Genomic DNA, 13,418 nt, shown 5'->3' on the forward strand with positions numbered 1-13,418 from the left:
CCAGCACGGTAAAATAGCCTTCACGTTTTGCCACCGCGCAATAGGGATTTTGTCCGTCACGGGTGGCACCAATCTGCAGGAAAATCTTTCTCATCGCGTCGCCTTACCGGGTTAACGCCCGGAGATCACTTCCGTAACGATGTCTTGCAAGGCACCGTTGTTGACCTGAATCACGGCTTTATGTGGATCGAAACGCAGCACGCGCGACAGCGCATCACCACGCGTTCCGTCCAGCAAGGTGTTGACCTGTGCGCTGCGCCAGCACTGGCGCATTTGCGCAATCGTCAGACCCGAAAGCCGTTCCAACTGCTGAGCCAGCAGCACGTCATCACTGTCACTGCTGAGCAGCGCACGCACCGCCTGCTCATCTGGTGCATCGGTTAACTGCTGTAACCAGGCATTGAGCTGGTGGCCCTGCGCGATAAACGGCGAATAGATCATGCACACCAACTGTGTCTCATTCAGGCCAAAAGCCTGTTCAGCAAAGCGGGCGGCACGCTCACGCGCCCGTTCTATCGCTGCATCGTCCTGATAACGCGCGGCCATTTCGCTGATCAGCTGCGGCGGGAAATCTTTCTTCTCCATCAAGCCGAGGGCAAAGCGCACATATTCGAGAATGCCTTCGGCGTAGCTGCGCTGCATCAGCGTCTCCGCACGCAGACCGCGAATATGTGCCATTAACGTCGGGTTGCCGCAGTCCGATTCGGAGAAGCTGAACATCAGTTCATCAAAGCGGAAATGCATGAATTCAGTGAGCAGGGCCCAGTGCGCACCGGCTTCATAGGCGGTGTCCTGGTAGATATTGAAGAACAGGGGATCGCGCTCAAGCTGCCAGGTAATGCGATGCGCTGGCGTGACCTGATCGGCACCGTAGATATCGGCAAAATAGCGCTCTGCCACGCCATCCAGGGTTTGCAGGAAACCGCTAAAGCCGCGTGATTTATCCGCCACAGGCGCATCAAACAGGCGTGACAAGTGGCGCGCCCAGGCGAGGTAGGCGGTCTGCTCCTGTGGGGAATCACCGGTGATGATCACATCGACGCTGCCCGCGTAGTGCGCCGCCAGGCCAAAGGAGTTCACCATACTGAGGTTGCAGGCGTTGCAGAAGGTGGAACGTGCATCGGCGCGAAAACGGTGGCCATTCATCAGCACATCGTTGCGATTCTGCTGGCGCACGCTGTCGGGCATCGGTAAGTGGCGATCGAAAGCGCGGATCTGCAAGCCATCGGTCACCAGGCACTCGGTAAAATCATCGTTGTGGATGCGCAAAGCGCGGTACACGCGGTCAATATTCTCCATCACGCTGTCATTCATCGCCGCGTGACGGTTAGTGCTGATACGGAGCTGGAAGGTGCTGCCCTGCTGTTGCCAGATCAGCCCCTGAATGTAACGCACATAGGCCACCATGTAGCTGCTGTCTTTACCGCCGCCATACGCAAGCAGCACGCGGTTGCGAGCAGGATTTTCACTATCGGGTAGGGCATCGAGTAAACGGCGAGAGCAGCGTTGAGCAGAATCGATAATGGCGGGTGTCAGGTAGCCTTCTATTTCTCTCATCATGGTGGGCAGATTATTCATTTTTTGACTTCATCCTTTGGCGATTAAAAACGCGTTTGCCGTGCTGGCGGCAAACCACGGGAAAAGGAAACGCAATGAATGTCTGAAGCTGAATTAACAGATGCAACCTAAAGTACTTTGAATGTAATCTGAGGGATACGCACAGATGTGTACGATATGGGGTGGAACAGATGGCGGCTGGAGCGAGTGAACAGGAGAGTCAGAGTAGTCGTTACCGTCAGATCGCAGAGCAGATAAAACAAGCCATTCACAGCGGATCGCTGCCGCCGGATAGCCGTTTACCTTCAGTGCGTACGCTGGCCACACAGTACAGTGTCAGCATGACCACCGCGTTGAAAACATTACGCACGCTGGAGGATGAGCACTACGCTGTGGCGCGTCCTAAGTCCGGTTTTTTTGTCGCGCCACGTAAGGTGGAAAAGTCACTGCCTGTGCCACTTAACAGCGAACAGCCGCGCGAAGTGGCGCCGCTGGATGAGCAAACCGAACTGCATCTGGCGATGCTGGGATCCGATTGTCGCGTCAGGCTGGATCTGGCGAACGGCGATATTTCCCTCTATCCGGTTAAGAAAATTGGCCTGCTGATGCGTCAGATGGGTTACAGCAAACCGGCACTGTTGGGTAACACGGTGAAAGGCACCGGCTATGCGCCACTCAAGGCAGAAATCGCCCGACGCGCAGTGGATTATGGCTGCAATATCAGCGCGGATGACATCCTGATCACCAATGGCTGCATCGAAGCCATTTCACTCGCTTTGCGCGCCACCACGCGTCCTGGTGACATCGTGGCGGTGGAGTCACCTTGCTACTTTGTGCTGTTACAGATGCTGCACAACCTCAACCTGCGGGTGATTGAAGTTGAAGCTGGGCCTGAGGGCTACGTTAACGTCTCCAAGCTTACGGCGTTGTTCCAGCGCAAAGCGGTGCAGGCGTATCTCACCATCAACAACATCAATAATCCGCTGGGCAAAAGCATTCCCAACGAGCAGAAGGCCTACATCGCGCGTCAGGCTGATGAAAACGATGTGGTGATTATCGAGGACGATATCTTTGGTGACACCGCGTTTGGCGAGCGGCGTCCGTTCCCGATGCGCGCTTTCAGCCCAAATGCCATCCTGTGCAGCGGCTTTTCAAAAACCGTGGCACCCGGCATTCGCATTGGCTGGGTGCACAGCAGCAACTACATGCGCAAGATTGCCTCACTGAAGTACACCACCAGCATGGGCACCTCGGTACTTTCACAGGCGGCGATTGCCGAACTGCTGCGCAGTGGCGGCTACGATGCGCACCTGCGCAAACTGCGCCGTGAGCTGAAGAATCAAATCCACCATATGCGCCAGGCGGTGCTGCGCTATTTCCCGGCGGGCACCCGCGTATCGGACCCGGAAGGCGGTTATGTATTGTGGGTGGAGATGCCGATGCAGGCGTTAAACGTGCGCGCTCTGTTTCTAAAAGCGCGCAACGCGGGGATCGGCATTGCGCCGGGGCATATCTTCGCCACTGACCACCGCTACGATCACTGTTTCCGACTCAACGCCGGGTTTGGCTGGAATGCTGAAGTGGAAGAGGCGATCAAACAGCTGGCACAGTGGTGCCAGCTGTCGTTAACAGCGGATTAAGCAGCCTTTAAAGCTTATCCAGCTCTTCCGCCAGAATCTGTACCGCGCGTTCAATCTTCTCTGCATCCGGCACATAGTTCATGCGCATACACTGATGGGTATGCGGCCACGCTTGTTCCAGACCAGGGAAGAAGAAGTGACCTGGCACCATCAACACGCCGCGTGCCTTCAGGCGTTGATACAGCGCTTCGGTGCTGATCGGCAAATCGCGGAACCACAGCCAGAGGAAAATCGCCCCTTCAGGTTTGTGGATCAAGCAGCGGTCTTCCGGCAGATAGCGACGCAGAATCGCAATCGTCTCGCTCACCTTGGACTGATAGAACGGCTTGATCACCTCTTCTGACAGACGCAGCAAATCACCACGCGCAATCATCTCATTGGCGATCGCCGGACCAATGCTGCCCGGCGCCAGGCTGATTATGCCGTTCATGTTGCCAATGGCGCTGATGGTGTTCTCATCGGCGACGATAATGCCGCAACGTGCACCAGGCAGGCCGAGTTTCGACAGGCTCATGCACAGTATGGTATTCGGGTTCCACAGCGGACGCGCTTCGCTAAAGATGATGCCGGGGAAAGGCACACCGTAGGCGTTATCAATCAGTAGCGGCACGCCGTGTTGCTGCGCCAGCGCATCCAGTTGCATCAGTTCGTCATCGGTGATCACGTTGCCAGTCGGATTGGTCGGACGCGACACGCAAATCAAGCCCACATCATCATTCAGCGGCAGGTGCTCGAAATCGACGTGATACTTAAACTGGCCTTCTGGCAACAGCTCAATGTTCGGTTTAGCGGAAACGAACAGATCCTCTTCTAACCCTGCATCGGCATATCCGAGATACTCCGGTGCCAATGGGAACAGCACGCGTTTCTTACTGCCGTCTGCGCGACGACCCGCGAACAGGTTAAACAGGTAGAAAAACGCACTCTGGCTGCCGTTGGTGAGCGCAATGTTCTGTGCCGTAATCGGCCAGCCCAGCTCTTCCCGCAGCATCTTCGCCAGTGAATCCAGCAGCAACGCTTTGCCACGCGGGCCATCGTAATTGCACAGCGCTTCGCTCAGCTTGCCGTCCTGATGCATCTGCTGGAGCAGCTGATTAAAGTAGTCATTGATGGCCGGGATCTGCGCCGGGTTGCCGCCGCCAAGCATAATGGTGCCAGGTGTGCGCAGGCCTTCACCCATGTCTTCCATCAGACGTGAGATGCCGGAATGTTGAGTAAATTTGTCGCCGAACTGAGAAAAGGACATAGGAAGTTAAAACATTGTGATCGGGAATGGGCAACCACCATAGCGCCCGCGGCGGGCAGGCGCAATGGCTAAAGCAGCGGGCTTAACCCTGAATCTGTGGGTTAACGCAGTTTTTCTCAACTTTGCCGCTCAGTGCGGCAATCAGGTTATCCACCGCATCACGTGCCATACCGTAGCGCGTTTCATGGGTGGCAGAACCGATGTGCGGCAGGGCCACCACGTTCGGCAGCTTGAGCAGTTCCGCATTAGCGGGAACCGGCTCCACTTCAAACACGTCCAGACCCGCTGCATGAATGGTGCCGTCCTTCAGTGCGGCGGTCAGTGCCTGTTCATCCACTACCGGACCACGGCCTGCGTTAATCAGAATCGCGCTGGATTTCATCATCTTAAGCTGTGCTGCGCCGATCATGTGGTGCGTCTGTTCGGTCAGCGGCAGGCTAATGCAGACAAAATCGCTCTCTTTCAGCAGTGTTTCCAGGTCGCAGGCGCGTGCGCCGAAACGCGTTTCAGCCTCTACATGCTGACGGCGGGCGTTGTAGAGAATGTTCATGCCGAAGCCGAAGTGTGCACGCTGTGCCAGCGCCAGACCGATGCGGCCCATGCCGAGAATACCGAGGGTTTTGTGATGCACATCGATACCGAAATGGTCCGGGCCGATGCTCTTCTTCCACTCACCCGCTTTGACCCATGAGTCCAACTCTGTCACACGGCGGGCGGTGCTCAGCACCAGCGCCATCATGGTATCGGCCACGGTTTCGGTCAGCACGGTCGGGGTGTGCATCAGCAGCACTTTGCGTTGGTTCAGTGCCTCGACGTCAAAGTTGTCGTATCCCACGGACACCGTCGAGCAGGCACGCAGCGCGGGCATCGCCGCCAGCAGATCGCCATTCACTTTCCCGCCGGAACCGAGTAAACCCTGCGCTTCAGCAAACTGTGCCGCGTGTTGCTGCACGGTTTCTGGCGCAACGTTATTCACTTCGGTTACGGTAAAATGGGCATCGAGCTTCGCGCGCAGGTCATCGGGCAGGCTCTTATACAGAATCACAGCAGGTTTCATCGTATCTCCCTTAAAATGTGTCGGGGAGGCCTTCAGGCCTCCCGTGGCAATGGACGCGCTAAGGCACATCCTTACGCGTGCTTTGCGCCATGAATCGGCGATGTTTTGTTCTCAGCCGGTTTGACAATCAACGTCAGCCATACCGAAACCAGCAGCGCGGCACCCATGAAAATGTAGGAAGCGGCGGGGCTGCCGGTCGCGCCATTAAGATAGCCCACAATCCAGGAACCGATAAAGGAACCGAGCGCACCCATGCTGTTGATCAGGGCCATGGCACCGCCTGAGACGTTACGTGGCAACATCTCAGGAATGATGGCAAAGAACGGACCGTAAGGTGCATACATGGCACCGCCAGCAATCACCAGCAGCGTATAGGAGAGCCAGAAGTTGCTGGACCCCACCAGATACGAACCGAGGAACGCTAGCGCACCAATCAGCAGCAGCGGCCAGACAAACAGCTTACGATTTTGCGTTTTATCCGATGCCCAGGACACCACCACCATCGCGACAGTGGCGACCAGATATGGCACCGCAGAAAGCCAACCGGCTTCCACCATACCCATCTGCGTACCGTTACGCAAAATGGACGGCAGCCACAGCACGAAACCGTACACGCCGATGCTCCAGGCAAAATATTGCATGCACAGGATAATCACGTTGCGATTACGGAACGCTTCACCATAGTTGCGGACCGCTTTGATGTTCTCCTGCTCTTTCTGCAACTGCGCCTGCAACGCCGATTTCTCTTCGTCGCTCATCCATTTGGCCTGTGCGGGTTTGTCCTGCACCAGGAACCACCAGGCCACCGCCCAAATCACCGCGGGAATGCCCTCGAAGATGAACATCTCGCGCCAGCCGAAAGAGTTGATCAGATAGCCAGACACCACCGACATCCACAGTACGGTGACGGGGTTGCCAAGAATCAGGAAGGTATTGGCGCGTGAACGTTCCGATTTAGTGAACCAGTTGCTGATGTAAATCAGCATCGCCGGCATCACCGCCGCCTCGACTACACCAAGCACAAAACGGATGGCAGCCAGCATCGGGATATTGCTCACTACGCCGGTTAATGAGGCGCAACCGCCCCACAAAATCAGGCACCAGAAGATCAGCTTCTTCACGCTGCGGCGTTCGGCATACATCGCGCCGGGGATTTGGAAGAAGAAGTAGCCAAGGAAGAACAGGGCGCCCAGCAGCGATGACATGCCTTTGGTGATGCCGAGATCGTCATTAATCCCTGCGGCAGAGGCGAAACTAAAGTTCGCCCGGTCCAGATACGCCAGACTGTAGGTGATAAACACGATGGGCATGATAAACCACCAGCGTTTTGGCGCGATTGTCTGCGATTTCATGGGTGACTCCTCTGTTTTGAGGCGGGCACATTCAGTGGATATGCCTCGGAATAGTGTTGTATACCCTTCATACTTCAAATTTCAGGTGCGTTGGCTACGTGCATTCACCTCAGTCACTTACTTCAGTAAGCTCCTGAGGATTCATGCACTTGCCGCCTTCCTGAAATTTGAATTATTTTGGGTATCTCGAATTATTTTGGGTATAGAGACAGAAGGATTAGCCAGGTACGCACTTATGGCGACCGGTGATTAATAATCCCCCAGCGCTGCTCGCGTGGGCAGCCCTTCGCTGTCGCCCGCGACCTGAATCGCCAGCGAGCCGATTTTATTGCCACGCAGAATCGCCTGCGGCAGTGATTGACCTTCCAGCAGTGCGCTAATCAGCCCCACGGCAAAACCATCGCCCGCACCAACGGTATCCACCACGTTCTCGACCAGAATCGGTGCGACCGTGCCTTTCTCGCCTTCAGCGGTTTTATACCAGGCACCGTCGCAGCCGGTTTTGATCACCACGGCACGCACGCCTTTATCCAAATAGAAATCAGCGATAGCTTCCGGCTGGCGATAGCCGGTGAGGATCAGCCCCTCTTTCTCGCCTGGCAGCACCCAGTCTGCGTACTCTGCCAGCCCATTCAGCTGCTTGCGCATCTCTTCTTCACTGCGCCACAGCACCGGGCGCAGATTGGGATCAAAGGAGATGGTTTTACCGCGTACGCGCATCTCCTTGGCAGCATGTTTGCTCAGTTCCAGTGAACTGGCGGAGATCGCGGCGGCCACACCACTCAGATGCAGATGGCGTGCACCCCCGAAGTAATCGGCGTCGAAATCATCGGGTGACAGATGGCTGGCGGCAGAGCCCTGGCGGAAATACTCCACTTCAGGGTCTGAACCGTCATCGACGCGCGACTTGAGCTGAAAACCGGTGCGGTAGCGCGCATCCGTGGTCACACAGTGATGATCGACATTCTCTTTCGCCAACTGCTGCAAGGTAAAGCGTCCGAAGCTGTCGTCGCCGACGCGGCTGACCCAACCGACCTGCAAGCCCAATCGCGCAAGCCCGATCGCGACATTCAGTTCAGCGCCGGCAATTCGTTTAACGAAGTGGTCAGCCGCTGCGAGATCGCCCGCCTGTTGCGCGATAAACATCGCCATCGCTTCGCCTATCGTCACCACATCAAGTCGCTTCATGGTCGACTCCTTACACCGCACGCAGCAGATCAACGTAGTGACGGGTTACCGCCAGCAGATCTGCGCCTTCCAGCGGGAACTCAATGCCGCGCGGCGCATCTTTTGGCAGTGCACTGAGCAGCGGTCGCCAGCTTCCGTCGGTTTCATCCAGCGCGATGGCGCTGAACGTCTCACCGTGCGGTATGGCGGCCTTAACATGGATGTAGCTGACATAGCGGCTCAGCTGTTCTGCGGCTTGCAGAGCGTCTTCACCGGTCCACACCCAGTTAGCCATGTCGAACGTCATATCCAGCGGTAACGCCGCATCACAGGCGCGATGGAAGAAGTTCACCATCGGCGCGAGTTTGCTGTCAGGCGTTTGATCATTCTCAACCACCAGCGTCACCGGCGACGCCGCCAGCACCTCAACCAACTGCGGGTCAGAGAGGTCAACGAAATGACCGAGGGCGATTTTAAGACGCTTGGCACCGATCTGTTCGGCTTCTAACAAGAACTGGGCCAGGCGCGGGTTCAACGTGCCATCTTCTAACCACAACGCCTCGGGTACCGAGTAACTGGCACTGAGTTGCTGCTCAGCCAGTGCCTTGTGCAGCGTGTGCAAACGCAGCAAATCGTCTTCGCTGAACAGTTCGCGACGGATTTCTACGCCATCTGCGCCCGCGGCTTTAATCATCGGCAGCAGCGCGGTTTGCCCGCCCAGTTCCGCGACTTTCTGTGTGCCGTAAGCGGCGGTGACCACGATAATTTCCGGATGTGCCATTTTTCGATTCTCCTTGAGGCCGTTGCGTATAACACGCACCCAACAAACATCATGATAAAAACCTAAATGGAACCGGTTCCAAAAGAAAGCCACAGAGTGTGGATTTATGATCCTGCTCACGAAGTGAGCCAAAGGGAGGGGACTTAGCGTAGCGGCTGGCTGGAGCCGCGCACAATCAATTCACCGGAGAAAACCTGCTCGCTGATCGGCTGTTCATTGCCATCAATACGCGCAATCACTTGTTCCAGCGCGGCATAGCCAATTTGCCAGGTGGGCTGTTTCAGGGTGGTAATCCCGACACCTGCCAGTGCGGCCCACTCCAGCTCATCAAAGCCCAGCAGCCCGATGGTTTCGCCCCAGCGCAGTTCCAGGCGCTGTAAAGCGCGCGCCACCTGCAGCGTCAATGCACCGTTGGCGGCAATGACGGCGCAGCGCTTCTCTTGATGACGTTGCTGGAAGGCGCGCAATACGCTTTCCATTTGTTCTGGTTGATGTAGCGGCACTTCGGCGTTTTCAGCCAAGACGTGCGCGCGTGTTTTGCAGGTGTCATGAAACGCAGCCAGACGTTCACGACGGGTGTTGACGCTACCGAGTGGTTCGCTGAGGAACAGCAGGGCATCATAGCCATTATCCAACAGATGCTGCGTGGCAATATGCGACGCTTCAGGGTTATTCAGGCCCACCACATCGCAGGCAAAGTCAGGGATTTTGCGGTCAATCAGCACCATGGGCAGCATCGACTGCTGCAGGCGTTTCAGCACTTCTTCGTGCATACCGACGGCATTCACCACAATCCCCTCTACCTGATAGCTGCTCAGCAGTTGCAGGTAATACTGCTCACGGTCAACTTCGTTGTTGGTATTACACATCAGCAGGGTGAAACCCTGCGCACGGCAGGCCGCTTCAATGCCGCTCAACACATCCACCGAGTAGGGGTTGGTGATATCTGCAATAATCAGGCCGATCAGACGCGTGCGCCCACGCTTCAGGCCGCGTGCCATCTGGCTTGGACGATAATCAAGATCGGCGATGGCCTGTTCAATACGTGCTTTGAGATCGGGCGAGAGCACATTCACTTCGCCATTAAGGTAGCGGGAAACGCTGGTTTTACCGGTTTTTGCCGTACGGGCAACGTCACTGATTGTGGCTCGTGGCGGCCTGGTTTTCATTGCGGATACCTGAATAATTCAATCAGGCGAAGACTACCACAGCGCAGGCGTCACGCAATCATTGTGCGTCAGAAGTGAGGCGCAGCATCGGTTGCCACAGTGTTTGCAGGGTCTCGAGGGGCGCACCTTCGAGCAGTTGCAGCACCATCTCTGCCACGCGTTCGCCAATGCGCTGTTGCGATAATTGCAGAATGGCATTCACGGGCTCGTCAATAATCGAGTCGTGCGGCAGGCCGTCATAAACAAACAGCGGAATCGCTCGTGAGCCGCTCAGGCGTCCGGCCTGTTGCAGCGCAATCGCCGCGCCTTCGCCCAGCGGTGCGCAATCGGTGATGATTGCCTGAGGTGCGATGTCCTGCGACAGCCAGCGCTGCGTTTGCTGATAACCCGAGCGTCGGGTGACGGGCAGCGCCGCCAGCATGGTGGGCGCAATGGAGGGCTGGTGCTGGGTGAACGCATCAACAAAGCCCTGGCGACGATCGATAATGTAGGTACAGGGTTCGTCTCCCCCGAGATAGGCGAGACGCGTCCATCCCTGCTGCAGGCAGTGTTCGGCAGCTAACAGGGTGCCTGCATGGTTGTCGTAATCGAACCATGCGTAAGGCTGTGGGAGTTGGCTGCGACCCAGCGTCAGAAAGCGATACCCCTTTTGTTGCAGGCGTTGCAGGCGCAGATCGTGCGGCAGGGTGTGCGTCAAAATCAGCGCGTCCAGTGAGCCGCTGCGCAACATACGCATGACTGTACGGTGCTGATCGTGCGGTTTATCCGGCAGAATCATCAGGTCGATTTCATGCAGCGCCAGGCGCTGATCGAGCGTTTGCAGCATTTCGCTGTAGTAGCTGTCATTGAGGGAGGCGGTGCTGACGGGAAAGACCAGGCCAATGGCATTGGCTCGGCCGGTTTTTAAGCGACGGGCAGCATCATTAGGGCGATAGCCGCGCGAGGTGGCTTCATCTTCAATCCGTTTGCGCGTGGCTTCCGCCACATCATCATAGCCATTTAGCGCACGACTCACGGTAGTAACAGAGAGGCCGAGGGCCGCAGCAATGGCTTTTAGCGACATGATGAGACGTTCCACTGATCAATTTTTGATCACGCTAGCATAAAGTATTTTTCGGCTCTATCGGTTGACGATTATTGAGCGTTTTCTTACACAAAAAGCGCTAAATACCGCGCAAAAAAAGCGCACAAACGCCGATCTGCAGTAGCAGACCGGCGACAGAATTAGCCCAGCGGACTGAGCGTAATCTCGACACGACGGTTTTGTGCTTTACCGGCTTCTGTACTGTTGCTGGCAACTGGATTATCCGGGCCCATGCCTTGCGTACGCAGACGGTTCTGCGCCACACCTTGCAGAATCAGACCGCTGGCCACGCTTTCCGCACGCTGCTGTGACAGTTTCATATTCAGCGCACGTGTGCCGGTGCTGTCGGTGAAGCCCACCACATTCACGGCGGTTTTTGGATACTCTTTGAGGACCATCGCCACGCCCGTCAGGGTGTTGGCGCCTGCCGGTTTTAAGTTGCTGCTGTTCGAGTCAAAGGTCACGTTGTTCGGCATATTCAGCACGATATTATCGCCCTGGCGCGTTACGCTGACGCCAGTACCGCGCATTTTATCGCGCAGTTTCGCTTCCTGCACATCCATGTAATAACCAACACCGCCGCCCAGTGCGGCACCGGAAGCCGCACCAATCAGAGCCCCTTTACCGCGATCTTTCTTCGAGGATGACAACACACCCACGCCCGCACCCAGCACGGCACCCAGGCCCGCGCCGATGCCCGATTTACCGGCCTGTGATTCGCCGGTATAAGGATTGGTGGTACAACCCGACAGCGCCACGCTGCCGCTCAGTAACAAGGCCAGCGCCAAAACACGCTTATTCATTGGATATCCCTCACAAAGTCAAACGGGGAAAATGCCCCAAACGGGGCTATTATGCCGTTCAATAATGGGGAAATACGTGAGGCCCAGTCTTAAAATGTAAAGATTTGCGTTAAAGATTATCGGGATGGCAGAAACAGCTGGTTTGATGATCGTTGATCAAGCCACAGGCCTGCAAAAAAGAGTGGCAGGTTGTGGGGCCGACGAATTTAAAACCACGCTTCTTTAGCGCTTTAGATAGCGCAATGGCAGGCTCAGAGGTGGTAGGGGCCAGTTTATAATCCGCAAAACGGTGTAAAATCGGCTGGTTATCGACAAATGCCCAAATAAAGCCTGAAAAGTCTACGCCTTCAGCCTCCAGCGCCAGCATCGCACGCGCATTATTGATTATCGCTTCCAGTTTGCCGCGATGGCGAATCAGCCCGCTATCCTGCAGCAAACGTTGCATATCAGCCTCATCCATCCGGGCGACAGCATGGGGGTCAAACTCATGGAAGGCGCGGCGGTAGTTTTCACGTTTTTTCAGCACGGTGATCCACGACAATCCAGCCTGTTGTCCCTCAAGGCAGATCATCTCAAATAAGGCACGCTTATCAGTTTGCGGTACGCCCCACTCGTTATCGTGGTACGCCAGATAGAGCGGATCCTGTGTTACCCAGCCACAACGTTGCATTGCATCACTCCCTTAGCATGAGGAAAAAGCCGTTAATCTCTTGACGTATCTCAGAATCGATTAATAGTTAATCAAAGGGTGCCGATAATATACCTGTCATCTTTCGTGGAGCAGTTGCGTTGGCTGCACGGCAGATGATGACAGGTATCCATAACCTTAAAACCCGATCCCTTTCTGGCTCGTCAGGAGTCTTTCATGTTGCAGAAAAGTCAGCGGACAGGCCAGCACATTCGCATGCTGGCTTTTGGCGGTGTGTGGCTGTTATTTACGGCCATGTCTGCCAACGCCTGGGGGCAGGCCAGCGGGGATAATGTGCCGGATTACAACGCGATACTGGCGGAAAAGATTTCCAGTAATCGCCTGATGTTGACAGAAAATAACGACATCAGCTTGATGGATGCCGTGCTGAATTCACCGGATGAGGGCGCAATGGTGCTGCACAGTGAAACGGCCAGCGTGGGTAATGCGCCTTTCGCTAATCGCTATTCAGCGGGCTGGCAAATGCCAATGAGCCAGACGGTCAGCACCGGACCGGTGGCGCAATTTGCCGTGGATGACTCCCATTTGAGTTGCCCGAAATGCGAATTTGTTGATGGCAATAACGCCGGGCATGTGGCGTCGCTGGGCTGGCGCGTTGATTCCACACTTGGCTGGATTTCACCCTGGGCACAGGTTAGCTATAGCCATCAATTGAACTACGATAGCCCGCTAGCCATGCGCGATCGCCCTGAAGAAATCAATCAGGAGAGCCGCTGGGTGGATGTGAGCGTGGGCGCGAATGTCCCGTTGGGGCAAAATCTGGCGGCCTTTGCTTCTTTCTCTCAGACCGGTGCGGTGATCAGCGGTGAACAGTTTATTTACAGCCTCGGCGTCAGCGCCAGCTTCTAATTCC

Annotated in this window: 12 protein-coding genes; 2 read left to right on the forward strand and 10 right to left on the reverse strand. The window is 55.9% G+C overall.

Annotated elements, in window-relative coordinates:
* Positions 1-111: 111 nt before the first annotated feature.
* Complete coding sequence (locus PSSD_RS18185) at positions 112-1,578, reverse strand: hypothetical protein (protein ID WP_058973187.1); 1,467 nt, start codon at positions 1,576-1,578, stop codon at positions 112-114.
* A 170-nt stretch (positions 1,579-1,748) separates the two neighbouring features.
* Between PSSD_RS18185 and PSSD_RS18190 the strand changes: the two genes are divergently transcribed.
* A complete protein-coding gene (locus PSSD_RS18190; protein ID WP_058973188.1) occupies positions 1,749-3,197 on the forward strand; it encodes an aminotransferase-like domain-containing protein in 1,449 nt (482 codons plus the stop codon).
* Between the two features lie 7 nt (positions 3,198-3,204).
* Here PSSD_RS18190 and PSSD_RS18195 read toward each other — a convergent pair whose 3' ends face one another.
* The 9 genes from PSSD_RS18195 to PSSD_RS18235 form a co-directional block, all read right to left on the reverse strand.
* Positions 3,205-4,443, reverse strand: a complete 1,239-nt coding sequence (locus PSSD_RS18195; protein ID WP_039332052.1) for a valine--pyruvate transaminase — start codon at positions 4,441-4,443, stop codon at positions 3,205-3,207.
* Positions 4,444-4,525: 82 nt separating this feature from the next.
* The gene (ghrB, locus tag PSSD_RS18200) at positions 4,526-5,500 is read right to left on the reverse strand and encodes a glyoxylate/hydroxypyruvate reductase GhrB (protein WP_058973189.1); all 975 of its coding nucleotides are present in this window, start codon (positions 5,498-5,500) and stop codon (positions 4,526-4,528) included.
* Positions 5,501-5,571: 71 nt separating this feature from the next.
* Positions 5,572-6,852: an MFS transporter gene (locus PSSD_RS18205; protein ID WP_058973190.1), complete on the reverse strand. Its 1,281-nt coding sequence runs from the start codon at positions 6,850-6,852 to the stop codon at positions 5,572-5,574.
* 249 nt (positions 6,853-7,101) lie between these two features.
* Positions 7,102-8,040 (reverse strand): sugar kinase, encoded by a 939-nt coding sequence (locus PSSD_RS18210; RefSeq protein ID WP_058973191.1) that lies wholly within the window; start codon positions 8,038-8,040, stop codon positions 7,102-7,104.
* Between the two features lie 10 nt (positions 8,041-8,050).
* Positions 8,051-8,800, reverse strand: a complete 750-nt coding sequence (locus tag PSSD_RS18215; protein ID WP_058973192.1) for a sugar phosphate isomerase/epimerase family protein — start codon at positions 8,798-8,800, stop codon at positions 8,051-8,053.
* A 143-nt stretch (positions 8,801-8,943) separates the two neighbouring features.
* Positions 8,944-9,969, reverse strand: coding sequence for a LacI family DNA-binding transcriptional regulator (locus tag PSSD_RS18220; RefSeq protein WP_058973193.1), 1,026 nt, complete (start codon positions 9,967-9,969; stop codon positions 8,944-8,946).
* Positions 9,970-10,027: 58 nt separating this feature from the next.
* Positions 10,028-11,032 (reverse strand): LacI family DNA-binding transcriptional regulator, encoded by a 1,005-nt coding sequence (locus tag PSSD_RS18225; protein WP_058973194.1) that lies wholly within the window; start codon positions 11,030-11,032, stop codon positions 10,028-10,030.
* 161 nt (positions 11,033-11,193) lie between these two features.
* On the reverse strand, positions 11,194-11,856 hold the full coding sequence (locus PSSD_RS18230) for an OmpA family lipoprotein (protein WP_039332068.1): 663 nt from the start codon (positions 11,854-11,856) through the stop codon (positions 11,194-11,196).
* Between the two features lie 109 nt (positions 11,857-11,965).
* Entirely contained in the window at positions 11,966-12,526 is a 561-nt protein-coding gene (locus PSSD_RS18235) for a DNA-3-methyladenine glycosylase I (protein ID WP_039332070.1), read from the reverse strand.
* Positions 12,527-12,721: 195 nt separating this feature from the next.
* Between PSSD_RS18235 and PSSD_RS18240 the strand changes: the two genes are divergently transcribed.
* Positions 12,722-13,414, forward strand: coding sequence for an autotransporter domain-containing protein (locus PSSD_RS18240; protein ID WP_058973195.1), 693 nt, complete (start codon positions 12,722-12,724; stop codon positions 13,412-13,414).
* Positions 13,415-13,418 lie beyond the last annotated feature (4 nt).

It is taken from the genome of Type-D symbiont of Plautia stali (assembly GCF_001485335.1).
Classification (GTDB): domain Bacteria; phylum Pseudomonadota; class Gammaproteobacteria; order Enterobacterales; family Enterobacteriaceae; genus Pantoea; species Pantoea vagans_C.

What these genes read in the sequence shown, in the direction of transcription:
- PSSD_RS18185 (WP_058973187.1), bottom strand. Translation starts at nt 1,578, where the DNA reads ATGAATAATCTGCCCACCATGATGAGAGAAATAGAAGGCTACCTGACA.
- PSSD_RS18190 (WP_058973188.1), top strand. Translation starts at nt 1,749, where the DNA reads ATGGCGGCTGGAGCGAGTGAACAGGAGAGTCAGAGTAGTCGTTACCGT.
- PSSD_RS18195 (WP_039332052.1), bottom strand. Translation starts at nt 4,443, where the DNA reads ATGTCCTTTTCTCAGTTCGGCGACAAATTTACTCAACATTCCGGCATC.
- ghrB (WP_058973189.1), bottom strand. Translation starts at nt 5,500, where the DNA reads ATGAAACCTGCTGTGATTCTGTATAAGAGCCTGCCCGATGACCTGCGC.
- PSSD_RS18205 (WP_058973190.1), bottom strand. Translation starts at nt 6,852, where the DNA reads ATGAAATCGCAGACAATCGCGCCAAAACGCTGGTGGTTTATCATGCCC.
- PSSD_RS18210 (WP_058973191.1), bottom strand. Translation starts at nt 8,040, where the DNA reads ATGAAGCGACTTGATGTGGTGACGATAGGCGAAGCGATGGCGATGTTT.
- PSSD_RS18215 (WP_058973192.1), bottom strand. Translation starts at nt 8,800, where the DNA reads ATGGCACATCCGGAAATTATCGTGGTCACCGCCGCTTACGGCACACAG.
- PSSD_RS18220 (WP_058973193.1), bottom strand. Translation starts at nt 9,969, where the DNA reads ATGAAAACCAGGCCGCCACGAGCCACAATCAGTGACGTTGCCCGTACG.
- PSSD_RS18225 (WP_058973194.1), bottom strand. Translation starts at nt 11,032, where the DNA reads ATGTCGCTAAAAGCCATTGCTGCGGCCCTCGGCCTCTCTGTTACTACC.
- PSSD_RS18230 (WP_039332068.1), bottom strand. Translation starts at nt 11,856, where the DNA reads ATGAATAAGCGTGTTTTGGCGCTGGCCTTGTTACTGAGCGGCAGCGTG.
- PSSD_RS18235 (WP_039332070.1), bottom strand. Translation starts at nt 12,526, where the DNA reads ATGCAACGTTGTGGCTGGGTAACACAGGATCCGCTCTATCTGGCGTAC.
- PSSD_RS18240 (WP_058973195.1), top strand. Translation starts at nt 12,722, where the DNA reads ATGTTGCAGAAAAGTCAGCGGACAGGCCAGCACATTCGCATGCTGGCT.